We start from the raw sequence: 26,026 nt of genomic DNA, 5'->3' as shown, positions 1-26,026 counted from the left end.
CATGACGAGCCGCCCCCTCAAACCCCCGCGAACCAGTCATACCCCTGCTGCTCCCAATACCCGCCCGGGAACACGTTGGTGACCTCGATCGCCTCCAGGTTCTTCGCGCTCTTGAACCCCAGCTTGGTCGGGATCCGCAACCTCAGCGGCGCCCCCCATTGCGGCTCGAGCGGCTTCGAATCGAAATCGAGCGCGAGGATCGTCTGGGGATGCAGGGCGCTGGCCATGTCGATGCTGGTCGAGTAGTCGTCGAAGCACTTGAAGGCGACGTAGCGCGAGTTCAGATCGGCGCCGACTCGCTCCAGGAACACGCGCAACGGGATGCCGCTCCACTGCCCGATCTGGCTCCAGCCCTCGATGCAGATATGGCGGGTGATCTGGCTCGCCTGCGGCAGCGTCATCAGCTCGGGCAGGGTCCACGGCTGCTTGCGCGCCACTCGCCCGGCGACGCCGAGCGCCCAGTTGTCGGGCACGCCCCGCACCTGCCAATCGGGATAAAAGGCATTGAAGCGGAACGGGCGCGTGATATCGGCAGCGCTATAGGTTCTCGCCAGCCGCTGCGAACCGAACAGCGCCGCCTGCACGCGATCGTCGAAGCGCAGCATGGCTTCGAGCGCGGCGTCGACGCCCGAATGCGTGGACAGGTCGCAGCCGCTCAGCATGGCCAGGCCGCCGAGCGACAAGGTCCGTTTCAGGAAGCCGCGCCGGCTCGCGCGGCTCAGTTCCGCCTTGATGTCCTCTTGCCGGACGGCGACGGTTTTACGCTCGGCCATCAGTGCTGCTCCTCGGATTCCGCCGGCACCGGGGCGATCATCGCCACCAGCGTGCGCGGATGAATCGCCACCAGCGTCACATGCACGACGACGAAGGCGACGATGCCGAACATCAGGGCGAGATGAATGTTGCGGGCGATCGCATACTGCCCGAACAACTCCACCAGCCATTGAAACTGCACGGGCTTCCAGATCGCCAGCCCCGTGACGATCTGGACGATCGCGGCCGTCACCACGCCGACATACATCGCGCGCTGCACCGCGTTGTAGTGCCCCTGCCGATGCGCGAGCCGGAACGCCAGCGCGGCGCGCAGATCGCGAATCACCGCCATCGGCGAAGGCAGGCGAAGATCGCGCCGAAAATGCCCCGACGCGATCCCGTAGACGAGATAGGCCAGCCCGTCGATCACCAGCAGCCACATGGCGCTCAGATGCCAGGCCAGCGCGCCGCCCAGCCAGCCGCCGAGCCCGGTCCATCGCGGAAACACGAAGGGCAGGTCCGGCGAGGCGTTGTAGATCGCCCAGCCGCTGAAGATCATGCATCCCATGGCATACACACCAATCCAGTGCATGATCCGGATCGGGGCGGGGTGCGCGGGTCGTGGCGACCGGGAACTAGGGCGCATGAACAGGCTCCTTGGCGGTTGATCGGGTGGCGCGGGTAAGCTCGGATGACGACCAGCCGCCTTACATCGGCGGCTTGAGGCCATCCTTGCCGATCGCGACCACGGCCGCCGTGGCCTTGTTCTGGTCCGTCGCGGCATTGATGAACACCGCCGCGCCCTTGGTCAGGTCGGCCGTGGTGGCGGGATGGAAAGTGACGATCGGCGCGGTGGGCGGCACCAGCACGACCTGCTCGCCGCCCTTGTAGCTGACGGTCAGGCGCTTCACGCCGCCCTGGTCGGTGGCCGCGCTGACGCTGCCGTTGGTCATCGCGCTCTTGACGGTGGTGCTCGACGGCGCGGCGACAGCCGTCACGCTGCCATTGGTCATCGAGCTGGAGGTGGTGCCCGCGCCCGACAGCGTGGTGTCGGGAATCGTATCCCAGGCGTAATGGCCCTCGCCCACACCCTTCATGGCGGGCGGGAACACCACCACTTCCAGCGCGATCTGGTTCGCGCCCGTGCTCTTGGTGGCGGTGCCGATATAGCTGCCCGGCTCGATATTGGCCAGGTCGGCCTTCACCACCTGCAGGTACTTCGTGTTGGCGCCCAGCGCGACCTGCACATCGGCGCCAGCCGTCGTGTGGACCGTGATCTCGCTGGCGCTGACCGAGGCGATCGTGCCGCGGATGCGGGTGGGGGTCGGCGAGGCGGCAAGTGCCGAGCCGCTCAGCATGACGGCGAGAATGGCGACATGAATGCGTTTCATCTGTGCTCCTGGGTTTGAGGTGCCTGAAATCGGGCAGGATAGGTCACCCGCCTTTCACAATCATGAAGAAGCCCAACCCGGGCAGGTATCGGTCAAATGACCGATGCGCGGCTTGCAAGCCGCGCACGGCACCTGTTTGTCCCATGCGCTGCCACGCGCCGCGCCCTCCCGCTATCGTGCGGGCCATCCATCGCCCATCGATATCCCAGGAGAGCGCCATGACCGTCTTTTCCCTTCGCCACCTCGTTCGCCACCTGCTCCTCGCCTCGGCCGCCTCCATGCTGCCGGCAGCCGGCGCGGCAGTAGCCGAGGCAAGGACCACGCCAACCGCCTCGCGCAGCGCCGCTATTACGCGCTCTACCCGCGCTCCCGCCATGTGCCGCTGAAGGTGCGGGCCTTCATCGATTTCATCTCGGCGCGCTACGCCGAGGAACCCGGCGCTTCGGCCGCCGGCTGAGGAACGACCGCGCGCATTCGGCCACCGCCAGCCAGGGCAGCGGCCGGCGAACGCGCGGATGTGGCCAGCGCGAACGTCGGCATGCCCTCGTCCGCCCGCCGGAGGCTCAGCCCTGGCTCAGCGCGCTGAACTTCGCCCGCTTGAGCTCGGCGAGGATCTCCAGCGCCTTGCCCTCGTCGCTCGTCAGGTCCGCGAGGAAGGCTTCGTTGTGCTGCTTGATCCACGACAGCGGCATGTCCCACCAGGCCAGTTCGAGCAGGCTCTCGCGCACCCGCTCCGGGAAGCGGAATCGCACCAGCCTGGCCGGCGAACCCACGTAGATCCCGTAAGGCTCGGCGCGGAAATTCGGCGGAATCACCGCGCGCGCACCGATCACGCAGCCGCTCTCCACCACCGAGCCGCCCAGGAACAGGGCCTCGTCGCCGATCCAGACGTCGTTGTGGATCACGGTATCGGCATACTGCGGCGGCGGCGCATTGCGCAGGCCGTCGCCGAAGACGCTGAACATGGCAGTCGAGATGGTCCGCATGTCGTGCTGGCCATTGAGCAGGAAACGCAGGCGCAGGCCGCCGGCCACGAACTTGCCCACGCTCAGCTTCTGCAGACCCGCATCGTACTTGGCGATCGAGCCGACCCCGAATCCCGAGCCGCGGCCAATATAAAAACTGCCTTCGGTCGCTTCCTCGTCGAGCCAGTTGCGAAAGAAGTTGTTGGGGATCGACGAATACGCGCCGTCGCGATACCCGAACACGACGAAGTGCTTCGCGAGAGGGTGATTTGACAGGATCCCGGTGCAGTCGTCCGAGGTGGTTACGTTCATGGCGGTCTATGAATAATGATGGCGATGGTTCGCATGGGCCTGGACGATGCCCCGTGACATCGTCCCGACAAGCCGGATCGCGTGGCAGCCAGCGCGACGCCGCCGATTCTATTACGAAAGAACCGCCGCGCCTCAGCGCTCGTCGAGCTTGCGGATCGCGCTGTTGGCGGCGTTCAGCGGCCGGCCGTCCTCGTGCTGCAGGGTCTGCTTGCGGATCTTGCGGCCGCTCTTGCGATCGACCATCACCGAATGCGGCTCGCCGGGCGCGAACAGGTTGGCCTCGCCCCACTGGCGCAGCATCACGATCACCGGGAACAGGCCCTCGCCCTTGCGGGTCAGCACGTATTCCTGGTAGGCGGAACCGTCCGATGCGGGCACGATCTCGAACACGCCCGCCTCCACCAGTTGCTTGAGCCGGTCGGACAGGATGTTGCGCGCCACGCCGAGGCTGGCGAGAAACTCGCCGAAGCGGCGCATGCCGTCGAACGCGTCGCGCACGATCAGCAGCATCCAGCGATCGCCGACGATGTCGGCCGCCCGGCCCACCGGGCATGGCGAATCCGCGAAACTTTTCTGCCTGGCCATCCCGCCCTCCTCGATGCGTCACGACAAGCCACGTCCGGCGGTCCTGCCGGATAAGAAGTTGCATTTTAAAACAAGCTTCCCTACACTTCCGACAAGTTTTGTTTTGCAACCAGATGTGAGGAACTGCCGGCATGAATGCCATCCTGCCTTCGGAAGCCGCGCTCGATCCTCGGCCGCCGCGATCCGTGCCCCGGTCGATCGTCATGCTGCTGTCGGCCTGCTGCGCGGCCAGCGTCGCCAATGTCTATTACGCCCAACCCTTGCTCGATTCGATTGCGCGTGATTTTCATATTTCGCACTCCGATGTAGGTGGCGTGATCACGGCGACCCAGCTCGGCTGCGCGCTGGCGCTGATGTTCGTGGTGCCGCTCGGCGACCTGCTCGATCGCAAGTGCCTGATCGCCGTCCAGCTCGTGTTGCTGGCGCTGGCCTGCGTGCTGGTTGCCGCCTCGCGCGGCCCGCTCATGCTGCTCGCCGGCATGGTCGGCGTCGGCCTGCTGGGCACGGCAATGACGCAGGGCCTGATCGCCTGCGCGGCGGCCCTCGCCAGTGAAGGCGAGCGCGGGCGGGTGGTCGGCGCGGCGCAAGGCGGCGTCGTGATCGGCCTGCTGCTGGCCCGCTCGGTGGCGGGCCTGCTCACCGATATCGCGGGCTGGCGCGCGGTCTACCTGGGCTCGGGCGGCATCGCGCTGGTGATGCTGGCCGTGCTCTCGGCCCGCCTGCCGCGGCCGACCGCGCCAAGGCCACGGCTCGGCTACCCGCGGTTGCTGCGATCGATGCTCGGCCTGCTGCTGCGCGAGCGTGTGCTCCAGGTACGCGGCACGATCGGCCTGCTGATGTTCGCGGCCTTCAGCATCTTCTGGAGCGCGCTGGTGCTGCCGCTCAGCGCCCCGCCCTATTCGATGTCGCACACGGCGATCGGCGCCTTCGGGCTGGTGGGCGCGCTCGGCGCGCTGGCCGCCGCGCGCGCGGGCCGCCTCGCCGATCGCGGCCTGGGCCAGGCCGTCACCGGCATCGCCTTGCTGCTGCTCTGCCTGTCGTGGCTGCCGATCGCCTTCACACCGCATTCGATCGCGGCGCTGGTGCTCGGCATCGTGCTGCTCGACATTGGCGGCCAGGCCGTGCACGTCGTCAACCAGAGCCTGATCTTCCGCACGCATCCCGAGGCGCATGCGCGCCTGGTCGGCTGCTACATGCTGTTCTACGCGGCGGGCAGCGGCCTCGGTTCGATTGCGTCGACGGCGACCTATGCACAGGCGGGATGGACCGGCGTCTGTGCGCTCGGCGCGTGCGTCAGCCTGCTGGCCCTGGCGTTCTGGTTCTTCAGCTCGGGCCCCGCCCGTCGCCACGCGCCGAGATAAGCATATGAAGTCTTTCCGGTTGTGATTCGCAACCCGATCGGGGACCATGCATCGAAAGCCCCGCGTCTCCATCCACTCCTCATCGTTCTCGTCATGAAGCTTCGCGATACGCTGCTCGCCATCCTCGTCACGGCCATCTGGGGGCTCAACTTCTCGGTCATCAAGCTCGGGCTGCAATCGACCGATCCGTTCGTGCTCGCCGGCATCCGCTTCACGCTCAGCGCGCTGCCGGCGGTGCTGTTCATCCGTCGCCCGGCGGTGCCGCTGTCTTACCTCGCCGCCTACGGGCTGCTGTTCGGCGTCGGCCTGTGGGGCATCGTCAACCTCGGCATCCAGGCCGGCCTGTCGGCCGGGATCGCCTCGCTGGTGCTGCAGTTCAGCGCCTTCCTGACGATCCTGCTCGGCGCCGCCGTGTTCCGCGAGACCGTCTCTCGCTACCAGTTCGCCGGCATCGCGATCGCCCTGCTCGGTCTGGCCTGCGTGATCGCCATCACCGACGGCAGCGCCACGCCGGCCGGCATCGCGCTGGTGATCGTCGGCGCGCTGGCCTGGAGCGGCGCGAACCTGGTGATCAAGCTGTCCGGCACGCGAGAGGTGCTGGCCTTCCTGGTCTGGTCCAGCCTGTTCTCGCCGCTTCCATTGTTCGCGATCGCCTGGCTGCAGCACGGCGCGGCCGTCTACGCCGCCACCTTCGCGCACTTCGACGGCAAGACCGTGTTCTCGATCCTGTTCCAGGTCTACCCGACCACGCTGTTCGGTTATGGAGTCTGGAACCTGCTGCTCAGGAAGTACCCGGTGTCCACCGTCGCGCCCTTGTCGCTGCTGGTGCCGATCTTCGGTATGCTGGGCTCGGCCCTGATCTTCGGCGAACCGATCGGCACGCTGAAACTGCTCGCGACCGCCCTGATCGTGCTGGGGCTGGCCGTCGGCCTGTACGGCAAGCACCTCGGCGCCCGCCTCGCGAGGCGAGCCGGCACCTGAACCCGCTCCGGAGCCCCATGAACACCCACGCGCGCTACTTCAACCTGTTCGGCCGCATGGTCTCGATCGTGCACCAGCAGGGCCGCTGGCAAGCCTACGACTTCGGCGCGGAAGGCAAGCGCCGCCCGGCCGATTTCCAGATCCCCGACTTCGTCGAGGCCGACGAACTGCTCCAGTACCTCGACGACCTGTTCCACGAGGACGCGACGCCCAGGCACCCCGCCGTGGTCGAGATGCCGCCGCCCGCGCCCTGAATCGCCACCACCGCCAACCAACCCGTCGCCACCGGCCCGGCCGCCCCGATTCCGGGCATCATCCGTCCCCGTCATCGAAAAGCACTCGATCCGCCCGGCAACTGAAACTAAAATACCGACCTCGGCGGCGTCCGGGCCGACGCCCGCCGAGCCGCGATCCCCGGATCGCGCAGTATCGATGCTGCCCATAGCACGGCCGAATCGCCCGCGCGCCGCCATCCGGCAGGCGCCGCGGCGCCCGGCCGATAAAACATACAGGCATCAGCACGGGTTTCATGATGGGAATCTCGCAGCACCAAAAACGGGGCTCGACCGGCAGGCGCGCGCGCCGAGGCGCGCTGGCCGCCGCCAGCCTGCTGGTGGCGATGCCGGGCCTCGCGCGGGCCGACTGCATCGACGACGCGGCCAGCTTCCAGCACGTCAACGTCGGCCTGATGCGCGCGATCGCCCAGGTGGAATCGGGCACGCGCACCAATGTCATCAGCCCCAACAGCAACGGGACCTACGACATCGGCCTGATGCAGATCAACAGCTCCTGGCTGCCGCGGCTCGCGCGCGAGGGCATCACCCAGCAGAGCCTGCTCGATCCCTGCACCAATGCCTACGTGGCAGCCTGGATCCTGTCGCAGAACATCCAGCAGTTCGGTCCGACCTGGAACGCCATCGGCGCCTACAACGCGAGCTCGCCCGACAAGCGCCTCGCCTACGCGCAGAAGGTCTACGACACCGCGCAATCGATCATCAGCACGCAGGATGTGTCCATGCCTATCATTCCGCCGTCGTTTACGCCGCCGCAAACCTACAATCCGTTCGCCAGCCTCGGCGTCTCGCAGGTGAAGATGGCGCCCGCCAACGGCGCGAGCGGCAGCACCCCGCGCCGCCCGGCGCCCGCCCCGGCACCGGACGCGGCGCCCGGCACCTACAACTTCGGCTGGACCGTGACGGGCGCCGACGACGCCAAGCCGGTGCAGGTGTTCGACGACGGCGCCCGCATCTACGTGCAGTTCAGCGACATGAAGCGGGTGCCGGCGATCTTCGGCGACACGCCGCGCGGCCGCGTGATCCTGCGCTGGGATCCGCAGCCGCCTTACGCGGTGATCGCCACGCTCGAGCCGAAGCTGGTGTTCCAGATCGGCCAGGCCGAGGCCATCGCGCAGCGAGCGCCGGCCGCGATCACGCCGAAATCCGCTGGTTCGACCTCGACCCAGGCCGGCGCGGCGCCGACGCGCGCTCCCGCCGTACCGGGCAGCAACGCCGTGCCCGCCACGGCAGCCGTCGCGAGCGCCGCCGCCGCGCGCAAAGCCGCCACCGCGTCGACCGACGCGCTCTGGTATCTCTCCACGCCCTCCTCGCGCGACAACAAGGACAAGGCCCTGGCCAGCCAGACGCTGCCGGTCGCCGACACGGGCACGCGCAACGATCCGCCGCCCGCCCCGCAGGCACCGGTGGCCACCGCCACCGACAAGCCCGCCGCCAAGACGCCGTCGCCGCGCAACACCGGCACCGACGCGCTGTTCTACCTCACCAAATAAGCGCCCCATCACGCGTTGAAACCCGGTCCGCCTCATGCGGCGGACCGGGATCGCCCAGGCACGCTCCGGATTATCTCGCTTTAGGCATTTTCATTTCTTATAGCAGTGGAATTTCGTAAGAATTTCTGAAAGCCGTATTTCTCTTCGCCTCGTAATATTCATTCGTGCATGACGAGCACGAATAATTTCATTTCGCTTTCCATTTTTAAAAATATCGCGACCTGCACGGCTTCTCCCAGCCTGCAAGCAAGGGTGATCCCTTGCAAGCCGAATTACGATAGTAGGTCTAAACTTCGAGGAAGCCGCCGAGCGTCGAACCAGGAGGCATTAAAAATGTTCCCCAATAGGAGACATGGCTTCATATGAAAAACATAACAATTCGCCAACTCAAGACTTTCGAAAGTGTTGCGCGTAATTTGAGCTTTTCGCGTGCGGCCGAGGATCTGCATCTGACGCAGCCGGCCGTGTCGATGCAGATCAAGCAGATCGAGGACCATGCCGGCGTTCCCTTGTTCAACCACGTCGGCAAGCGCATCGTGCTGACCGAGGCCGGCAAGCTGATGCTGCGCCACAGCATGGCGATCCTCGCCGACCTGAAGGCCGCCGAGCAGTCCTTCGCGGTCCTGAAGACCGGCGCCGCGCAATGCCTGCGCGTCGGCCTGATCACCTCGGGCAGCTATTTCTTCCCGCACCTGATCGGTGCCTTCCTGCATGCGCAGCCCGGCATCGATCCCGAGATGACTGTGCGCAGCCGCGACCAGTTGATCGCCCTGCTGCGCGCCGACCGGATCGACCTCGCGATCATGGTGCAGCCGCCCGACGACGCGGCGATCGTCGCCGAGGCCTTCGCGCCCAACCCCTTCGTGCTGGTGGCCGCGCCCGATCATCCGCTGGCCGGCGCGCGCGACATTCCCTACGCGCGCATCGCCGACGAATGCCTGATCGTCAGGGAACGCGGCACCGATACGCGCGGCGTCGCCGACGAGACCTTCGGTACCCTGCCCTCGGCGCCGCGCTTCATGGAGATCGGCTGCGCCGAGGCGATCAAGCAGTCGGTGATGGCCGGCATGGGGATCAGCTTCCTGTCGGCGCAGACGGTTCAGTCCGAACTGCGCGCCGGCCTGCTGGTGGTGCTCGACGTGCAGGGTTTCCCCCGCAAGCGAAGCTGGTGCGTGATCCATCGCGCGGATCGCCACCTGCCGCCCGCCGCCGTCCATTTCCGCGAATTCCTTCTCGCAGAGGGCGGCGCGCGGCTCGAGCACTTCACGGGTATCGACAAGGTGCACACGGGCATGGATCTCCAGCGGGCCGAGCCCGCCGCTCCGGAAACGCGCGCGCTCGCCGCCAGCGGCGCGAGCCTCGAGGTGGCGCTGCGCACGCGCGCGCTGTTACGCGACGAGGGCCTGCCAGATCAGCGTTACGTTGAGCGCCAGGATCACGGCGGTGGCGACGGCCGCCGTGGCGATCAACTTCCGGCTGGCGGTAAATCCACCCATCACTGAACGGCGCGAGGACAGCACCACCAGCGCGATCAGCGGCACCGGCAGGACGATGCTCAGCACGATCTGGCTGTCGATCATCGCCGTCATCGGGTTGCAGAACAGGCAGACGATCACGGCCGGCACCATGGTGATCAGGCGCCGCACCATCACCGGCGTGCGGAAGCCGACGAAGCCCTGCATGATGCTCTGGCCGGCCATGGTGCCGACCACCGAGCTCGAGATGCCCGAGGCCAGCAGCGAAACCAGGAACAGCACCGCGGCACCGGTACCGAGCACCGGCGTGAGCGTGTGATAGGCGGCCGCGATATCGGAGATGCCGGGCGCGTTCTTGCGGAACACCGAGGCCGACATCGCCACCATCGCCAGGTTGACGAAACCCGCGAAGCCGAGCGCGACCATCACCTCGCGATTCGAGAAGCGCACCAGCTTGCGGCGCTGGTAGTCGTTGCGGGCCGGCGCGCGATTCTGCGTGAGGCCGGAATGCAGGTAGATGGTGTGCGGCATGATGGTGGCGCCGACGATGCCGACCGCCAGCATCAGCGCATCGCCGTCGCGCAGGTGCGGCACCACCGTGTGGAAGATCGCGGCGTGCCAGTCGGGCGGCGCGATGATGAGTTCGCCCAGGTAGCTCAGGCCGATCACCGTGATGAAGGCGGCGATCACGATCTCGAGCGGGCGGAAGCCCTTCTTGTCCAGCGACAGGATGCCGACCGTGACCACGCCCGTGATCAGCAGCCCCCAGCCGAGCGCCAGGTGGAACAGCAGCGAGATGCCCATCGCGGCGCCCATGAATTCCGCGAGATCGGTCGCCATCGCGGCGATCTCCGAGCCGATCCACATCGCGATCACCAGCGGCCTGGGGAAGCTGTCGCGGCACAGCTCGGCCAGGCTGCGGCCGGTGACGATGCCCAGCTTGGCCGACATCGCCTGGAACAGCATCGCCACCAGCGAGGCCAGCAGCACCACCCACAGCAGCTCGTAGCCGTAGGTCGAGCCGGCCTGGATGTTGGTGGCGAAGTTGCCCGGGTCCATGTAGCCGACCGAGGCGATCACGGCCGGCCCCGCGAACGGCAGCAGCGCGCGGATCCCGCGGCGCTCGTTGTCGAGCGCATCGCGCATGGCCGTCACGGTTGCGGTGCTTGCCGTGCCGGACAGCGCGTAGCTGGCGGTACGTTTGATTGCCATCAGCATGATGAACGCCTCTTGCAGGTGCGGGTGTCGATTCGATACGGGTGAGGAAAACCGGCGCGCGCCGTGCGGCAGGTCGGCGACCTGCGCGCACGCGGCGCGCGCGTGGCTTGACGCGCGCTCAGGCGATCACGTCGCGACGCTGCTTGAGCTTGTGGATCGCGTCGAGCGTCTCGTCGTCGACGCGCAGGTGCTCCCTGAGCAACTGGCGCGGCACGCTGGCGAGCCACTGCGAGAGCGTCACCTCGGAGAAGTGATCCGACTTGAAGATCTCGAGGAACACCAGATCCTCCTTGCCGGTGTTCTTGATGTAGTGCCCGAGGTTCTTCTCGACATAACCCACGTCGCCGGGATTGAAGTCGACGGTCTGCGCGGCCGGCCCGGTGTTGAACACCGTCATGCGGCCGGTGCCCTTGATGAAGTACTGCCACTCGTCGTTGTCCGGGTGCCAGTGCAGCTCGCGCAGGCCGCCCGGCTTGACCGTCACCAGGGCCGCCGCCACCGTCTTCGAGACCGGGAAGTTGTGGCTGTCGACGATGCGCACCTCGCCGCCGGCCGTCGAGATGGTCGGCGCCATCGCGCCCATGCGGAAGATGAAGGGATGGTCGGGGCGCCCTTCGGGCGAGGCGGCATAGGCCTGGTCGGCGGCCAGCGGGCCCGCCTTCGCGCCCTGGTAGATCCACAGCTGCTCGAGCGGGATTTCCTTGAACTTCTCGGCAGGCACGCCGAAGTTCTGCGCGAGGATGTCGGGCGGCGTGTGCGCGAGCCAGTCGGACACCATCAGCGTGTTGAATTCGCCGGCCGCGCCGTTATCGAAGGCCAGCACGAACTCGCCGCCGTTGTCGCCGAGCCCCTGCAGCGAATGCGGCAGGCCGGGCGGGAAGTACCAGATGTCGCCGGCCGCCACGTCGGCCACCTCGGCGCGGCCGCGCGTGTCGATGGTGGTGATGCGCACCTCGCCGCTGACCATGATCGCCCACTCGGCCTGCTGGTGCCAGTGCAGCTCGCGCACGCCGCCCGGCCCGAGGCGCATGTTCACGCCGGCGATGTCCTTCGACACCGGGAAGGCCTTGGTGGTCACCTCGCGCGCCCAGCCGCCGGCCTGGATGCGCTTGTGCGCCATGTTGAACGAGGCCCACGGGATCGGCATGCCGCCGACGTCGGTGGGCGGCGGGTTGTTGAACGAGGGCAGCACGTCGCGCAGTTGCGGGTTCTGCGGACCCGGCTCGGCGATCGCGATCGGCGTGGAGTTGATCGCGCCTTGCGCCGGCGTGTCGGGGTTGCCGAATTCGGCCGCCTTGGCGGCTGCCGCCGCACCGAGTGCCACCGCGCCGGCGGCCGCGCCGACCAGTACACTGCGACGTTTCAAATCGGTCATGTTTTGCTCTCCTGATGATCTCGTCCTGATGGTTTCCCGGTACCGGGGGACCTCCCGGGTGACGCGGGTTGTGATCGGAAGCGGCATGGCGCCGTGCCTCGGTGAACCGTCGTTCGATGCATCGGCATGAACGGCTCACCGCGGCATCGGATGCTCGCCAGCCGCTCCGTGCCGCCAATAGTAGGAATGCATCAGGCCAATGACCAATCAGGATTTCTTGGCCAGATCATCAGGAGCTTTGATACATCGCCGGGCCGATCGCGCTTAGGATCGGCGCACGCGCTGACGGAGATATCGGCGCCTGGAACCGATCGAACCCGATACAAGGAGAGTGACCATGGGAAGTCTGAGCATCACGCATTGGCTGATCGTGCTGGCGATCGTCTCGCTGATCTTCGGTACCAAGAAGATCCGCAGCCTCGGCACGGACCTGGGAGGCGCCATCAAGGGCTTCAAGGAGGGGATCGCGGACAGCGAGGCGGTGCCGTCCGCGGTGGCTGTGGCGTCGTCGTCGGCACCGGCGACGCAGGGCATGGAGGTGGATGCCCGCGCGGACCCGTCGGTCACGCGGCACTGAACGCAGCGCAAGGCCGCCGCGATGGACATCGTGGCGCCGTGTCCAGGCGGGCCGAGCCGCTCGCCACGCATTGCATACCGCGATCCGCGGCGATTGCTCGTCGCGATGCATTCGCGAGCGCGGCCTCGACGCCGGCCATCACGTGCCTTGGTGCCCGGCGTACCGTGCCGCAGGGCCGCAAATTGCTGGAAATAGACCTGCCACGGCCGCTGGCCGACAGCCCCTCCTTTGCTGCCGGGTAGCGATGGACGCCCCATCGAAAGCCAACCCGGCCTCCCCGAGCAGGCGTTCGACCCGCCCGGGCCCTACAACGCGGTCCACCGCGAGCACATGCATGATGGAAGCCCGATCGGCCATGTAGATTAGCCAACGCCGGCCGAAGCCGGCTCGGGCGTCGAAATTGCTGACAAATTACTAACTATCGGGCGCTTAGGGCCGTGCCGCCGCGCCAAGCCTCCCCGGCGCCGGCGTGGCAGCATAGGGCGCGCCAGCCACGCCGCAGTTCCGTCACGGCACTGCGCGACAATCACCTCGCGCGCCCCGCCATGCCTGCGTGGCTTCATCGCGGTACGCGGCCCCTGTTGCCGCAACCCTGGATGTCCCCTGGAGAAATGTCATGAAGATCCTGATGGTGCTGACCTCGCACGACCAACTCGGCGATACCGGTCGCAAGACGGGTTTTTGGCTCGAGGAACTGGCCGCCCCTTATTACGTGTTCAAGGATGCCGGCGCCGAAATCGTGCTGGCCTCGCCGCAAGGTGGCCAGCCGCCGCTCGACCCGAAGAGCAACGAAGCCGATTTCCAGACCGAGGCGACGCGCCGCTTCGAGGCCGACGCCGAGGCCAAGGCCGCGCTGGCTGACACGGCGCGGCTCGGCTCGGTGACGCACGACGCGTTCGACGCGGTGTTCTACCCGGGTGGCCACGGTCCGCTCTGGGACCTGGCCGAGGATCGCGATTCGATCGCGCTGATCGAGTCCATCTTCGCCGCGCGCAAGCCGCTCGCGCTGGTTTGCCACGCGCCCGGCGTGCTGCGCCACGCCCAGGGCGAGGACGGCAAGCCGCTGGTAAATGGTCGGAAGGTGACTGGCTTCACGAATTCGGAGGAGGAAGCGGTGCAGTTGACCGAGGTCGTGCCCTTCCTCGTCGAGGACGAGTTGAAGCGCAAGGGAGGCGACTATTCGAAGGGCGCCGACTGGCAGTCCTACGTGGTGACCGACGGGCTGCTGATCACGGGGCAGAATCCGGCTTCGTCGGAGCAGGCGGCGAAGGTGGTGCTGGAGAAGCTGGGCGGGAAGTAAATCAGAGCAGGCGTCGGTGGAGCGCCCTCGCCTTGGAGAGACGAGCCGGATCCCCTGCATGCGTAAAGCCGGGTTTGCCCCACAAATCCGGACCTCCGGGGTGAATGCCGTCTGCTCCCCGTTGTATTCGATACTCGGGATGGCACCCAGCCATTTCCGGGCATCGACATGCCCATCGAAATCCCGGAAAATTTGCAAAAAAACAACCAGGGCAGCCTGGTCGGAAATCCAATCAAATAAACAGGCGGCGCATGAAACAAGGTGCCGATCAACCCCCGGGGCCGGCATGGACATCCGCGACAGAACAGAGGTTCGTCTCAGCGAATCAATCACCGTTACTTCTCTTTCGATCCCCAAAGCCGACGCCGTTTTTCTTTCGACCGGCTCACAAGGCGCGCCGGGAGAACTCAGCTCGTATGTGCTTGACCAATTCGGACTGAGTAAGGAACATTTTCCAACACCTCAGCAACTGGCAAGCGGATATTTCATTTCACAGATCGGCGCCACCCATTTCTGCTTCATCGTAACCGTCGATGGCAGACAGCCGTCTGAACTGCTCGCAACCAATCTGGGCCGATGCCTGCAGGATTATCGACTCCAGTCCATGGGCTCATGGTGGATTCCGCTGATGGGCACTGGAGTTGCAGGACTTCAGCTCACGGAGAGTTTCACCGTCATCTTCAATGCGCTGATTCGATCAGGGTTTGATCGGCGTCCGGGTATCGCGATCACGATCTCGACCCCTGGACCAGATACCCCAGGGTTCGAGCCGTTATGGGACAGCATCGAAGGGATCGTGGAATCAGCGGAAGAAAACTCCCGGCGATCGTCCACAGCGCCCGCAAACGAGGCCCGTTCTCCCGCCGAAGTCGTGATCGCCGTCGCGGACGCGCTAGCACAATCTCGACAGGACCCTTACCTGACCACCGAGGTATTGCTGTTCGGGATCGTCGACGCCGCGTTTTCCGATGCTCTTGCCAAATTTCAGGGGGATCCAGATACGAGCGCCTTCAGTTCAGCCATTCGCGAACTTGCAGCGGAGCTATACGATTCCGCTTGGCAACAATTGTTCGGGCGCGATCGAGACACGCCGTCGATGTTCACTAGTGTCCGTGAACTTGACCGAACCCGGAACGTGGCCACCATTTTCCGCCGCGCGGAAGCTCGCGCCACGTCAGCGGGGCGCGGCAAACAATACAGCGTGGACGATCTGGTTCGCGCGCTCCTGGAAAGCGAAGGTGAGTACGTCGGCTACCTGAGCATGATGGGAGTGGAGCCTGCCGAGTTGCTCGAAGCCTATGAGGATGTTCGGACCGGCCAGGTGATCATGAATTTGCTCAACGATACGGCGTCGTCCGAAGATCATCTCGGCTACACGGCTTATGCCGACGCCATCTCATCCTTCTTGAAAAGTCCGGGCACTTCGGCACCGCTCAGCATCAGTATTCAGGCACCCTGGGGAGTGGGCAAGTCATCGTTGATGAAGATGATCCGCGATCGCATCGATCGCCAAAAAGCCTCCCCGGAGCTTCGGGACAAGACCACCGAGCGCCAACTCACGCTGGGGCAGGTGATGCGATTTCTCGATCGAAAAAAAGACGCAGATACTCCCGTTTTGCTCGATCCCGCCAACCTGGCAGTAGCCGAGGCCGCTGCTGACGGCTCCTCCCGCCCAACTCCCGCGTCGTGGCGTTGGCGAAATCGCATTCGCGCGGTATTCGCTCCCGTTATTGAGTTTTACCATCAGACCAGCCAGGCGAAAGCCGCCGCAAAGCAGGATTTGCCGGCGCGCAATGCCTTTGCTGCCGGGGACGCCATCCCTTCTGCCTCTCGCGATTCGATGCTCACGATCTGGTTCAACGCATGGAAGTATGAATCTTCCGAGCAGGTGTGGGCCGGATTGGTCGACGCCATCGTCTCGCAGATCAGCGATCGCCTGCCGGTTCGCGAACGCGAGGCGTTCCTGCTACGCCTGCACCTTTCGCGCATCGACGACGGCATCGTGCGCCGCAAGATCTATGACCGAATCGCGACGGTCTGGCTCGCGCAGGCTCGACGGGCCGCGCTGCTCGGGGCGAGCGCCATGCTTTCCTTCCTTGGGTTGGGTGCAGCTCGAGCGGCCTTTCCCGAACTCGGTCCAATCACCAGCCGCCTCAGCCAATACGGTTACCCCGGTGCCATCGCGAGCCTCATCCTGCTGGCGCTCTATCTCGTTGGCCGATATTGGATAACGCAGCGGCAAACGCAAGCGGAACCCGCCAGATTCAGCCTTGCACCATATCTCACCGTCCCCGATTACACGCAATCGGTAGGTGCCATTCATCAGATTCATGCCGATCTGAAGCGCGTTCTGACGGCGGCGCCGAAAGAGAGCTCAGGCGAGCATTCGCCGATCGTCATCTTTGTGGATGATCTTGATCGATGCTCCCCAGCCAAGATCGCCAACGTAGTGGAAGGCGTCAGCATGCTGCTTGCCAGCGACACCTATCGCTGCATGTTCGTGATCGGCATGGACCCGCAGATGATCGCCGCTGCACTCGACAAGGCTCACGAAGACATTCGACAACGCCTGCCGAGCTACGAGCGCGGCGTCCCGCTCGGCTGGCGTTTCATGGACAAGTTCGTCCAGTTGCCCTTCACGATTCCTCCGCAGGCCAAGCTCGACAACTACCTGAAATCGCTCGGCGCATCGGCCAGACATGCGTCGGCGTCAATCACGAAACCGTCCGCATCGGTCGACCCCGATGTCACTCCGCCGGCTGCCTTCATCTCGGCAGCTAGCGACGGCGTCGGCTCCGTCATGCCCTCGGTCTCGCCATCGGCAGCCGTCAAGGCAAGCACACCGGCGGCCGACAGCCGAGATGTCGGTCACATCATTCGAGAGCTTGGACGGCACAGCGCGGGAAATCCTCGTGAAATCAAGAGAATGGTCAATCTCGCGCGGCTCTATCTGTCGCTGCGTAATGCGAGACGGCGCATCGACCCTCAATGGCGCGCGCCGTCCCTAGACCACTACGCCCGATGGATCACACTCACGCTGCGCTGGCCTGACATGATGCGGTGGTTACAGTGGGGGGCAGATGAAGCGCCGCGGCAGGTCGCCGAAGATGCGGCCGCCAATCTGGTCGTGCGCCGGCTCGAAACACTCGAACAAGCCACCCGCGGCACCACCTGCGTAATAGACTGGGCCAGTCAGATCGAGCAGGCGCTCCATCTGAGCCAGGGCGACGCAGTGGAATGGCGCAAGGATTCGAAACTTTTTGAATTCTTTCAGTACTGCGCCCAGCCAGCCTCTGGAAAACGGTTATCGGACTCCGCCCGATCCGGCTTTTGGTGATTTCACGTTAGCGGGTACACACTTTCAAACTTGGGGCAATGGCTTTACTGTGATGCCGCCCCTCAAGGCTGCTTCGCCGTCAGCAGCTCGACGCCAAAACCGACGAACACCAGCCCCGTCATGCGCCGCATCGCCGCCACCGCCCGGCCCGCGCGCAGGCGCCCATGCAGATGGCGCACGCCGGTCGAATAGATCGTGTGCACCACCAGCACCAGCAGCGCGATGGTCAGGTACATCTGCGCGAACTGCAGCGGCAGCGAGCGCTGGTGGTCGATGAACTGGGGCATGAAGGCCGACAGGAAGATCATCGTCTTGGGATTGCTGCCGGCCACCAGGATCGACTCGCGAAACAGCCTGAGGCGGCTGACCGGCACCGCCGCGGGCACGGCCTCGCCCGGGGCCGCCGCGTTCGCCCCGGCGGCGGGGCGCCCGCCCTCGCGCCACTGGCGGATGCCGATCAGGATCAGGTAGGCGGCGCCGGCCAGCTTCAGGGCCACGAACAGCGGCGGCATGGCCGCCAGCAAGGCGCCCACGCCGAGGGCCACCAGCGTCACCACCACCAGTTGCACCAGCAGGTTGCCGAGGATCGAGACCACCGTGCCGCGCGCGCCGTGGCGCACCGTGTTGCGCACCACCAGCAGCACGTTCGGCCCCGGCGTGAGCGTGGTCAGCAGGTAGGCGAAGGCAAACAGCAACCAGGTGTGAACGGACATTCGAGGCTCCAGGCAGGCGATTCGAAACAGGACGGCGAGAATGACAGGTACTGGCAAACGCGACGCGGCAACCGCGGCGCGGCCGGCCTGGCGACGGCATGCGCGCCGGACGGCGCCAGCGCCGATCATGCCACGCCGCCCGATTTCCAAGGCAGCCGGGCCGGCCTGACGTAAAATAGCGCTTTTCCCCAGCGGACACCCTTTTTCTGATATGACGCTCGCCTCCACGCCCGACATCATCGCCGAGCTGAAAGCCGGCCGCATGGTGATCCTCGTCGACGAGGAAGACCGCGAAAACGAGGGCGACCTGGTCGTCGCCGCCGAATTCGTCACGCCGGAAGCGATCAACTTCATGGCCCGCTACGGTCGCGGCCTGATCTGCCTGACGCTCACCCAGGAGCGCTGCAAGCAGCTCAACCTGCCGCTGATGACCTACCGCAACGGCACGCAATACGGCACGGCGTTCACGGTCAGCATCGAGGCGGCCGAGGGCGTGACCACCGGCATTTCCGCCGCCGACCGCGCCCATACCATCGCCACGGCCGTCGCGCGCGACACCCGCGCCGACCAGATCGTGCAGCCGGGCCACGTGTTCCCGATCATGGCCCAGCCGGGCGGCGTGCTGGTGCGCGCCGGCCACACCGAGGCCGGTTGCGACCTGACGGCCCTGGCCGGGCTCACGCCGGCCGCCGTGATCTGCGAGGTGATCAAGGACGACGGCTCGATGGCGCGCCTGCCCGACCTGATCGAGTTCAGCAAGGAACACGGCATCAAGATCGGCACCATCGCCGACCTGATCCACTACCGCAGCCGCACCGAATCGATCGTCGAGCGCGTCTCCGAGCGCACCATGCAGACCGCCCACGGCGCGTTCCAGGCGGTGCTCTATCGCGACAAGCCGACCGGCTCGCCGCACATCGCCCTGGTGCGCGGCACGCCCTCGCCCGAGGTCGACACGCCGGTGCGCGTGCACGAGCCGCTGTCGGTGCTCGACCTGCTCGAGACCGGCGCCTCGACCCACTCCTGGACGCTCGACGCGGCCATGAAGGAAATCGCCGCGCGCGATCTCGGCGCGGTGGTGCTGCTCAATTGCGGCGATACCAAGGAACATCTGGTCGACGTGTTTCTCGCGTTCGACGAAGAGGAGAAGGCGGCCGCGCTCAAGCGCCGGCCGGTCGATTTCAAGACGTTCGGCATCGGCGCGCAGATCCTGCGCGACGTCGGCGTCGGCAAGATGCAGGTCCTCGCGAACCCGCGCAAGCTCGGCAGCATGTCGGGCTGGGGTCTCGAGGTGACGGGCTTCGTGCCGATGCCGGGCGGCGCGGCGTCCGAGCTCTGATGTCGACGCAAGCTGCTGAGCGCCGCTCCCAATCACGCTGAATCCAACCACGGAAAGAACATGGAAATCGGACAATACCAACCGAATCTCGAGGGTGAAGGCCTGCGCATCGGCATCGTGCAGTCGCGCTTCAACGAGCCCGTCTGCAACGGCCTGGCCGATGCCTGCGTCGAGGAACTCGAACGCCTGGGCGTCACCGGCGAGGACGTGCTGCTGGTCACGGTGCCCGGCGCGCTGGAAATCCCGCTGGCGCTGCAGAAGCTCGCGGAAAGCAACCAGTTCGACGCGCTGATCGCGCTCGGCGCGGTAATCCGCGGCGAGACCTACCATTTCGAACTCGTCTCGAACGAAAGCGGCGCCGGCATCTCGCGCATCGCGCTGGACTTCAACACGCCGATCGCCAACGCGGTGCTGACCACCGAGAACGACGAGCAGGCCATCGCGCGCATGACCGAGAAGGGTCGCGACGCGGCCCGCACGGCCGTCGAGATGGCCAACCTCACGATGACGCTCGACCAACTGAGCGACGATGAGGAAGACGAGGACGAGGAAGAAGACGAAGAGGAAAACGAATGAAGAAGAGCGCACGCCGACAATCGCGCGAACTGGCGACGCAAGGCCTGTATCAGTGGCTGCTGTCGAACGCGTCCACCGGCGAGATCGACGCGCAGTTGCGCGGCGCGCAGGGTTACGAGAAGGCGGATCGCGAGCTGCTGGAAACCATCGTGTACGGCGTGGTCCGCGAGCATGCGGACCTGGCCGCGATCCTGGCGCCCAACCTCGATCGCCCGATCGAGCAGCTCTCGCCGGTCGAGCGCGCGGTGCTGCTGATGGCCACCTTCGAGCTCAAGCACCAGATCGAGACGCCCTACCGCGTGGTGATCAACGAAGCCATCGAGCTGACCAAGACCTTCGGCGGCTCGGACGGCCACAAGTACGTCAATGGCGTGCTCGACAAGCTGGCCCTCAAGCTGCGCCCGGAAGAAGCCGCCGCGCGCCGCTCCTGATGTGATCTGCGGCGGGCGCCCCGGCGCCCGCTTTTCTTTACCCCCTCCCCGCTGCCCGACATGAATACCGCTGCCGAATCGCTGATCCGGCTGGCTTCGCGCGTCGACGCGATCCAGCCGTTCTATGTGATGGAAGTCGTCAAGCAGGCCGCGCGGCTCGAACAGGCCGGGCGCGACGTGATCCACATGAGCATCGGCGAGCCGGACTTCACGGCGCCCGAGCCGGTGGTCGAGGCCGCCGCGGCGGCGATGCGGCACGGCGTGACGCAGTACACCAGCGCGCTCGGCATCGCGCCGCTGCGCGAAGCGATCGCCGCGCATTACGCACGCGCCTACGGGCTCGAGATCGCACCCGAGCGCGTGATCGTCACGGCCGGCGCCTCGGCCGCGCTGCTGCTGGCCTGCCTGGCCCTGGTCGGCCGCGACGACGAAGTGCTGATGCCGGATCCGTCCTACCCCTGCAACCGGCACTTCGTGGCCGCCGCCGAAGGCCGGCCGGTGCTGGTGCCGAGCGGCCCCGAGGCGCGCTTCCAGTTGAGCGCGAAGGACGTGCGCGAGCGCTGGGGCGAGCGCACGCGCGGCGTACTGCTGGCCTCGCCGTCGAATCCGACCGGCACCTCGCTCGCGCCCGACGAACTCGGCCGGATCCTGCAGGCGGTGCGCGAGCGCGGCGGCTTCGCGATCATCGACGAGATCTACCAGGGCCTCAGCTACGACGGCCCGCCCGTCTCGGCGCTGTCCTTCAGCGACGAGGTGATCACCGTCAACAGCTTCTCCAAGTACTTCAACATGACGGGCTGGCGGCTCGGCTGGCTGGTGGTGCCGCCGGCGCTGGTCGGCACCTTCGAGAAGCTCGCGCAGAACCTGTTCATCTGCGCCTCGGCACTCGCCCAGCATGCCGCGCTGGCCTGCTTCGAGCCCGACACGCTGGCGATCTACGAGGCGCGGCGGCTGGAATTCATGCGCCGCCGCGACTACATCGTGCCGGCGCTGGCTTCGCTCGGCTTCGAGGTGCCGGTGAGGCCCGACGGCGCCTTCTATGTATACGCGCGCTGCTGCGGCGTCGCCCATCCGGCGGCCGGCGACAGTGCCAAACTGGTCGATGCGATGCTGGAGGATGCCGGCGTGGTGCTGGTGCCGGGGATGGATTTCGGCGTGCATGCGCCGCGCGACTACATCCGGCTGTCGTATGCGACCGCCTACGAGCGTCTCGAGGAAGCCGTCGCGCGGCTGCGCAAGCTGTTCGGCGGCTAAGCGCAGGCCCGCGGCCGGAAACAGAAAGTTGCAAATTCGGGGACGGGAAGCGCCTGGCGCGACCAGCTCCGGAAAACAAACAGGGCGCCCGAGGGCGCCCTGTTTTTTCGTATTCGTCGACCGCGCTTCGCGAGGCGCACCAATAGGCCCGCCCGGCTCGATCAGGTCCCGACTTCCGACGAGCCGTCGTGCTTCGCGCCCGTCTCGTTGCTCGCGTCGGCCTGCGGCGTGGCAGCCGGCTTGGACTCGGCCGGCGCGCTGGTCTTGATGGTGATCGGGTGGGCCCCGTCCAGCGTCGCCTGCACGCGCTTGCCGCCCGAGGAGGCGGTCGAGGCGGTGGTGGTCACCGGCGTGGGCAGCAGCGGCGCGTAGATCGACACGTTGCGGCCGCGCGAGACGTCGCGCAGCCGACCGCGCTCGGCCATCACCTTGGCGCTGTAGCCGCCGTCGTCGGTGCCCGTCACGCCGTTGTAGAGGCGCAGGCCGCCGGCCAGCGAGCCGCCGCGCGCGATGCAGTCCTTCAGCACCAGCGCGCCGACCTGGATATTCACCACCGGGCGCAGCGCTGCATCGGTGCCGCCCGCGTATTCGAACTTGTCGGAATGGATCTTCGACATCACCTGCATCAGCCCTTGCGCGCCGACGCCGCTTTCCGCGTAGGGATTGAAGCCCGACTCGATTGCCATCACCGACAGCAGCAGCAGCGGGTCCAGGCCGATATCGTGGCCGGTCTGGAAGGCGGCCGTGACCAGGCGGCCGACGGGCTCCTGCGCGACGTGGTAACGGCGCGCCAGGTAGTTGGCCACCAGCGACTGCTCGCGGCTGGTGAAGACGCGGTCGCTGCGGGCGTCGAGGGCGACGCGCTGCAGCGGGATCAGCTTGGCCAGGGTGACCGGCGACTGGCTGTTGTGGGCCGCATCGGCGGCGGCCGCGTCGGCAGCGGCGTCAACCGCGTTGCCGCCGGCCTCGTCCGTGGGCTTGTACGAGACCGGCGAGGTGCGGCCGTCGGCGTCGAGGTCCTCGTCGGCATTGCCGGGACCGAAGGCGGGCAGCGGATGCCCGGACAGCAGCCGCGCCGGGCCGGCCTTGACGGCGGCCGACAGCACGGGCATCAGCTTCGCGGCGAGCGTGCCGCGGGCGTTCGGCATCATCCAGAGCGCGAACGCGGTGACGACGGCCAGGCCGCCGACCACGCTGAATAGATGGTGGCTGACACGCGTCCCGCGACGCAGCACTTCGCGCAGCAGCTGCGCATGCCGTTCGTTGGGACGCCACGATAACCAAGCGTTCATTCAGATCTCCCATGAACATGACTCGTGCGGCTCGCTCGACTCGAAGCGAGAAGGACGCGTGGCCGCGGAATCAGGACACCGCTCGCCCGGACGGGGCGGCGACATCGGAGAAACGGTATGTGTACCGTTCGGGGGCCACGGCGGATTGCTTCAGCGCCCGGCGGGCAGGCTGACGCGCGGTGGCTCCCACGCAAAAAACCAGCGTCGCGAAGGCGCTGGCTAGGACGACTACAACCGTCGAGTGCCGTGCAGGTCGCGGCGGACGGCGACGCGGAGCGTCTGAGGAACCGGAGCGGACTGGCTGGCTGCCAGGGCCCGGCGATCAATGTGAGCGGATTCTAGGGACGGTTTTATAGATCGTCAACACTATAAAACCCCGAAATCATAACAAAAAGTAATCATTTATTACGCACCGGATCGAAAAGCCGCGTGCCATCTGGCTTTCACGGACGCTTCACAAATTTTCGGGACACATTCGTCCAAACGCTTCGGCGGGTAGAATCGGTGCTCGATCCGTAGCGCCTGGCGCTGCCTCCCGCATCGCCGGCGCCGCCGGATCCAGCGAACATTTCCATGAAATACAAAGACTTACGCGATTTCACCCAGCGTCTCGAAGGCATCGGCGAGTTGCGCCGCGTCACCCAGCCGGTGTCGCCCGTGCTCGAAATGACCGAGCTGTGCGACCGGGTATTGCGCGCCGGCGGCCCGGCGCTGCTGTTCGACCCGCCCACCGGCTACCGGTTTCCGGTGCTCGGCAACCTGTTCGGCACGCCGCGCCGCGTCGCGCTCGGCATGGGTGTCGACGCCGAGCACGCCGACGACGCCAGCGCCCTCACCTCGCTGCGCGAGGTCGGCCATCTGCTGTCGGCCCTGAAGGAGCCGGACCCGCCCAAGCGCCTGGCCGATGCCGGCAAGCTGCTGTCGATGGCCAAGGCCGTGTGGGACATGGCGCCGAAGACGGTGTCCTCGCCGCCGTGCCAGGAGATCGTCTGGGAAGGCCAGGACGTCGACCTGAACAAGCTGCCGATCCAGACCTGCTGGCCCGGCGACGCCGGCCCGCTGCTGACCTGGGGGCTGACCGTCACGCGCGGCCCGAACAAGACGCGGCAGAATCTCGGCATCTATCGCCAGCAGCTGATCGGACGCAACAAACTGATCATGCGCTGGCTCGCCCATCGCGGCGGCGCGCTCGACTTCCGCGAGTTCGCGCTGGCCAATCCCGGCAAGCCCTATCCGGTGGCGGTGGTGCTCGGCGCCGATCCCGCCACCACGCTCGGCGCGGTGACGCCGGTGCCCGACACGCTGTCCGAATACCAGTTCGCCGGCCTGCTGCGCGGCGCGCGCACCGAGCTGGCCAAGTGCCTGACGCCCGGCGTCGACGGCCTGCAGGTGCCGGCGCGCGCCGAGATCGTGCTCGAGGGCTTCATCCACCCGCAGGACGGCGCGCCCGAGCCGGCGTCGGCCGGCGCGCCGCCGCGCCCGAGCGGCACGCGCGGCGCGGCCGCCTATGAACATGCGCTGGAAGGCCCCTACGGCGATCACACCGGCTACTACAACGAGCAGGAGTGGTTTCCGGTGTTCACCGTCGAGCGCATCACGATGCGCCGCGACGCGCTCTTCCACTCGACCTATACCGGCAAGCCGCCCGACGAGCCGGCCGTGCTCGGCGTGGCGCTCAACGAGGTGTTCGTGCCGCTGCTGCAGAAGCAGTTCGCCGAGATCACCGACTTCTACCTGCCGCCGGAAGGATGCAGCTACCGGATGGCGATCGTGCAAATGAAGAAGAGCTACGCCGGCCACGCCAAGCGCGTGATGTTCGGCGTCTGGAGCTTCCTGCGCCAGTTCATGTATACGAAGTTCATCGTGGTGGTGGACGAGGACGTCGATATCCGCGACTGGAAGGAAGTGATCTGGGCGATCACCACGCGCGTCGATCCGGTGCGCGATACCGTGCTGGTCGACAACACGCCGATCGACTACCTCGATTTCGCCTCGCCGGTGGCCGGCCTCGGCTCGAAGATGGGGCTGGACGCCACCAACAAGTGGCCCGGCGAGACCCAGCGCGAATGGGGTCGCCCGATCGAGATGGACGCCGCCGTGAAGGCGCGCGTCGATACGCTCTGGAGCGAGCTCGGGCTGTCCTGATCTGTCTCGCCTCGACAGGGCCGGCTCGTCCTCTGCCTGGCGCCGGCTCGCTTCATCGCCCGATCCTCGCGGCGAGTGCCTGGTAACAAGCAAGCCGCGGCTCGAGCGCGCTTGCCGAGCCGCGAGCGGCCCTGGTACCGCTCGCGGCCTCGATCATCCACACGTGTTTCCCGAATGACGATGGTGCCTCCCTCCGCTTCCATGCTGTCCGACGGCTTTTTCCTGTCGCTGTCCCTGTGTCTCGACATCGGCCTGGTCAACGTCGCGATCCTCTCGCTCACGCTCTCGCATGGCTTCAAGCCCGGCTTCTGGCTCGGCCTCGGCTCCTGCTTCGGCGACCTCGTCTATGCCGCGCTCGCGCTGGCCGGGATGGCCGTGCTGCTGCAGTTCGAGGCGGTGCGCTGGGTGGTCTGGCTCGGCGGCGGCGCCGTGCTGCTCTACCTGACCTGGAAGATGGCGCGCGAGGCGCTGTTCCCGCCGCCTTCGGCCAACGCAGGCGGCGATGACGCCGACGCCGCGCCCCAGGCCAGCTCGCCGCGCAGTTTCCTGCGCGGGATGTTGCTGGCGATGTCCTCGCCCTCGGCGATCCTGTGGTTCGCCGCCGTCGGCGGCGCGCTGATCGCCAAGGCCGGCGCCACCACGCCCGTCACCGCCTCGGTGTTCCTGGGCGGCTTCTTCCTCGGCGGCCTGGCCTGGACGCTGTTTCTCTGCGGGCTCGCCAGCCAGGGCCGCAAGCGCGCCGGCGCGGGACTGATGCGCGCCTGCCACGTGGTGTCGGCCCTGCTGTTCGCCTATTTCTCCTACAGCGTGATCGTCGGCGGTTATCGCGACCTGATCGTGCACGCCGGCGCCTGATTCCC

Annotated in this window: 24 protein-coding genes; 15 read left to right on the top strand and 9 right to left on the bottom strand. The window is 66.6% G+C overall.

What is annotated here, in order from left to right:
• Positions 1-17 precede the first annotated feature (17 nt).
• The 3 genes from BM43_RS27945 to BM43_RS27935 all read right to left on the bottom strand — a co-directional run bounded on the left by BM43_RS27945 (position 18) and on the right by BM43_RS27935 (position 2,144).
• Positions 18-773 carry a molybdopterin-dependent oxidoreductase gene (locus tag BM43_RS27945; RefSeq protein ID WP_036052485.1) on the bottom strand — a complete coding sequence of 252 codons (756 nt, stop codon included), beginning with the start codon at positions 771-773 and terminating at the stop codon, positions 18-20.
• Positions 773-1,399: a cytochrome b/b6 domain-containing protein gene (locus BM43_RS27940; protein WP_013696902.1), complete on the bottom strand. Its 627-nt coding sequence runs from the start codon at positions 1,397-1,399 to the stop codon at positions 773-775. The genes BM43_RS27945 and BM43_RS27940 overlap by 1 nt, the downstream gene beginning before the upstream one ends.
• A gap of 61 nt (positions 1,400-1,460) precedes the next feature.
• Positions 1,461-2,144 carry a hypothetical protein gene (locus BM43_RS27935; protein ID WP_036052487.1) on the bottom strand — a complete coding sequence of 228 codons (684 nt, stop codon included), beginning with the start codon at positions 2,142-2,144 and terminating at the stop codon, positions 1,461-1,463.
• Positions 2,145-2,247: 103 nt separating this feature from the next.
• Between BM43_RS27935 and BM43_RS42020 the strand changes: the two genes are divergently transcribed.
• Entirely contained in the window at positions 2,248-2,601 is a 354-nt protein-coding gene (locus tag BM43_RS42020; protein ID WP_080752215.1) for a hypothetical protein, read from the top strand.
• 106 nt (positions 2,602-2,707) lie between these two features.
• Here the strand turns inward: BM43_RS42020 and BM43_RS27925 are convergent, their stop codons facing one another.
• Entirely contained in the window at positions 2,708-3,421 is a 714-nt protein-coding gene (locus BM43_RS27925; RefSeq protein WP_036052492.1) for an LbetaH domain-containing protein, read from the bottom strand.
• 132 nt (positions 3,422-3,553) lie between these two features.
• Positions 3,554-4,006 (bottom strand): winged helix-turn-helix transcriptional regulator, encoded by a 453-nt coding sequence (locus BM43_RS27920; protein WP_025098134.1) that lies wholly within the window; start codon positions 4,004-4,006, stop codon positions 3,554-3,556.
• Positions 4,007-4,137: 131 nt separating this feature from the next.
• Here BM43_RS27920 and BM43_RS27915 point away from each other — a divergent pair, with 131 nt between their 5' ends.
• The 5 genes from BM43_RS27915 to BM43_RS39465 all read left to right on the top strand — a co-directional run bounded on the left by BM43_RS27915 (position 4,138) and on the right by BM43_RS39465 (position 9,636).
• A complete protein-coding gene (locus tag BM43_RS27915) occupies positions 4,138-5,367 on the top strand; it encodes an MFS transporter (protein ID WP_036052495.1) in 1,230 nt (409 codons plus the stop codon).
• A gap of 93 nt (positions 5,368-5,460) precedes the next feature.
• On the top strand, positions 5,461-6,348 hold the full coding sequence (locus BM43_RS27910) for an EamA family transporter (RefSeq protein WP_036052497.1): 888 nt from the start codon (positions 5,461-5,463) through the stop codon (positions 6,346-6,348).
• Positions 6,349-6,365: 17 nt separating this feature from the next.
• Positions 6,366-6,602, top strand: a complete 237-nt coding sequence (locus tag BM43_RS27905; protein ID WP_036052499.1) for a DUF7661 family protein — start codon at positions 6,366-6,368, stop codon at positions 6,600-6,602.
• A 275-nt stretch (positions 6,603-6,877) separates the two neighbouring features.
• Positions 6,878-8,134, top strand: coding sequence for a transglycosylase SLT domain-containing protein (locus BM43_RS27900; protein WP_036052501.1), 1,257 nt, complete (start codon positions 6,878-6,880; stop codon positions 8,132-8,134).
• Between the two features lie 362 nt (positions 8,135-8,496).
• A complete protein-coding gene (locus BM43_RS39465; RefSeq protein WP_080742159.1) occupies positions 8,497-9,636 on the top strand; it encodes a LysR family transcriptional regulator in 1,140 nt (379 codons plus the stop codon).
• Here BM43_RS39465 and BM43_RS27890 read toward each other — a convergent pair.
• The gene (locus BM43_RS27890; protein ID WP_036052502.1) at positions 9,523-10,827 is read right to left on the bottom strand and encodes an Nramp family divalent metal transporter; all 1,305 of its coding nucleotides are present in this window, start codon (positions 10,825-10,827) and stop codon (positions 9,523-9,525) included. The genes BM43_RS39465 and BM43_RS27890 overlap by 114 nt on opposite strands.
• Positions 10,828-10,945: 118 nt before the next feature.
• Positions 10,946-12,202: a cupin domain-containing protein gene (locus tag BM43_RS27885; RefSeq protein WP_013696893.1), complete on the bottom strand. Its 1,257-nt coding sequence runs from the start codon at positions 12,200-12,202 to the stop codon at positions 10,946-10,948.
• 337 nt (positions 12,203-12,539) lie between these two features.
• On the opposite strand from BM43_RS27885, the gene tatA reads away from it, so the two are divergent.
• From tatA to BM43_RS27870, 3 genes are all read left to right on the top strand, one after another.
• Positions 12,540-12,779 carry a Sec-independent protein translocase subunit TatA gene (tatA, locus tag BM43_RS27880; RefSeq protein WP_013696892.1) on the top strand — a complete coding sequence of 80 codons (240 nt, stop codon included), beginning with the start codon at positions 12,540-12,542 and terminating at the stop codon, positions 12,777-12,779.
• A gap of 616 nt (positions 12,780-13,395) precedes the next feature.
• Complete coding sequence (locus tag BM43_RS27875; RefSeq protein ID WP_036052506.1) at positions 13,396-14,079, top strand: type 1 glutamine amidotransferase domain-containing protein; 684 nt, start codon at positions 13,396-13,398, stop codon at positions 14,077-14,079.
• Positions 14,080-14,365: 286 nt separating this feature from the next.
• Positions 14,366-17,416 carry a KAP family P-loop NTPase fold protein gene (locus tag BM43_RS27870; protein WP_158380929.1) on the top strand — a complete coding sequence of 1,017 codons (3,051 nt, stop codon included), beginning with the start codon at positions 14,366-14,368 and terminating at the stop codon, positions 17,414-17,416.
• A 62-nt stretch (positions 17,417-17,478) separates the two neighbouring features.
• Here the strand turns inward: BM43_RS27870 and BM43_RS27865 are convergent, their stop codons facing one another.
• Positions 17,479-18,129, bottom strand: coding sequence for a LysE family translocator (locus tag BM43_RS27865; RefSeq protein WP_036052511.1), 651 nt, complete (start codon positions 18,127-18,129; stop codon positions 17,479-17,481).
• 211 nt (positions 18,130-18,340) lie between these two features.
• On the opposite strand from BM43_RS27865, the gene ribBA reads away from it, so the two are divergent.
• Genes ribBA through BM43_RS27845 form a run of 4 tightly spaced genes read left to right on the top strand, consistent with a single transcriptional unit; the run spans position 18,341 to position 21,729 of the window.
• Positions 18,341-19,468, top strand: coding sequence for a bifunctional 3,4-dihydroxy-2-butanone-4-phosphate synthase/GTP cyclohydrolase II (gene ribBA, locus BM43_RS27860; RefSeq protein WP_013696889.1), 1,128 nt, complete (start codon positions 18,341-18,343; stop codon positions 19,466-19,468).
• A 60-nt stretch (positions 19,469-19,528) separates the two neighbouring features.
• A complete protein-coding gene (gene ribH, locus BM43_RS27855) occupies positions 19,529-20,044 on the top strand; it encodes a 6,7-dimethyl-8-ribityllumazine synthase (RefSeq protein ID WP_036052516.1) in 516 nt (171 codons plus the stop codon).
• Positions 20,041-20,475: a transcription antitermination factor NusB gene (nusB, locus tag BM43_RS27850; protein WP_013696887.1), complete on the top strand. Its 435-nt coding sequence runs from the start codon at positions 20,041-20,043 to the stop codon at positions 20,473-20,475. The genes ribH and nusB overlap by 4 nt, the downstream gene beginning before the upstream one ends.
• A gap of 60 nt (positions 20,476-20,535) precedes the next feature.
• Positions 20,536-21,729: a pyridoxal phosphate-dependent aminotransferase gene (locus BM43_RS27845; protein ID WP_036052519.1), complete on the top strand. Its 1,194-nt coding sequence runs from the start codon at positions 20,536-20,538 to the stop codon at positions 21,727-21,729.
• 161 nt (positions 21,730-21,890) lie between these two features.
• Here BM43_RS27845 and BM43_RS27840 read toward each other — a convergent pair whose 3' ends face one another.
• Entirely contained in the window at positions 21,891-23,021 is a 1,131-nt protein-coding gene (locus BM43_RS27840) for a transglycosylase SLT domain-containing protein (protein ID WP_013696885.1), read from the bottom strand.
• A 573-nt stretch (positions 23,022-23,594) separates the two neighbouring features.
• On the opposite strand from BM43_RS27840, the gene BM43_RS27835 reads away from it, so the two are divergent.
• Together BM43_RS27835 and BM43_RS27830 are read left to right on the top strand one after the other, a co-directional pair.
• Positions 23,595-25,166: a UbiD family decarboxylase gene (locus tag BM43_RS27835; protein WP_036052521.1), complete on the top strand. Its 1,572-nt coding sequence runs from the start codon at positions 23,595-23,597 to the stop codon at positions 25,164-25,166.
• Positions 25,167-25,340: 174 nt separating this feature from the next.
• A complete protein-coding gene (locus tag BM43_RS27830) occupies positions 25,341-26,021 on the top strand; it encodes a LysE family translocator (protein WP_036052523.1) in 681 nt (226 codons plus the stop codon).
• Positions 26,022-26,026: the final 5 nt, after the last annotated feature.

The organism is Burkholderia gladioli (assembly GCF_000959725.1).
GTDB lineage: Bacteria > Pseudomonadota > Gammaproteobacteria > Burkholderiales > Burkholderiaceae > Burkholderia > Burkholderia gladioli.
The sequence above is the reverse complement of the archived record's forward strand: the minus strand, read 5'-3'. Positions and strand labels throughout refer to the sequence as shown.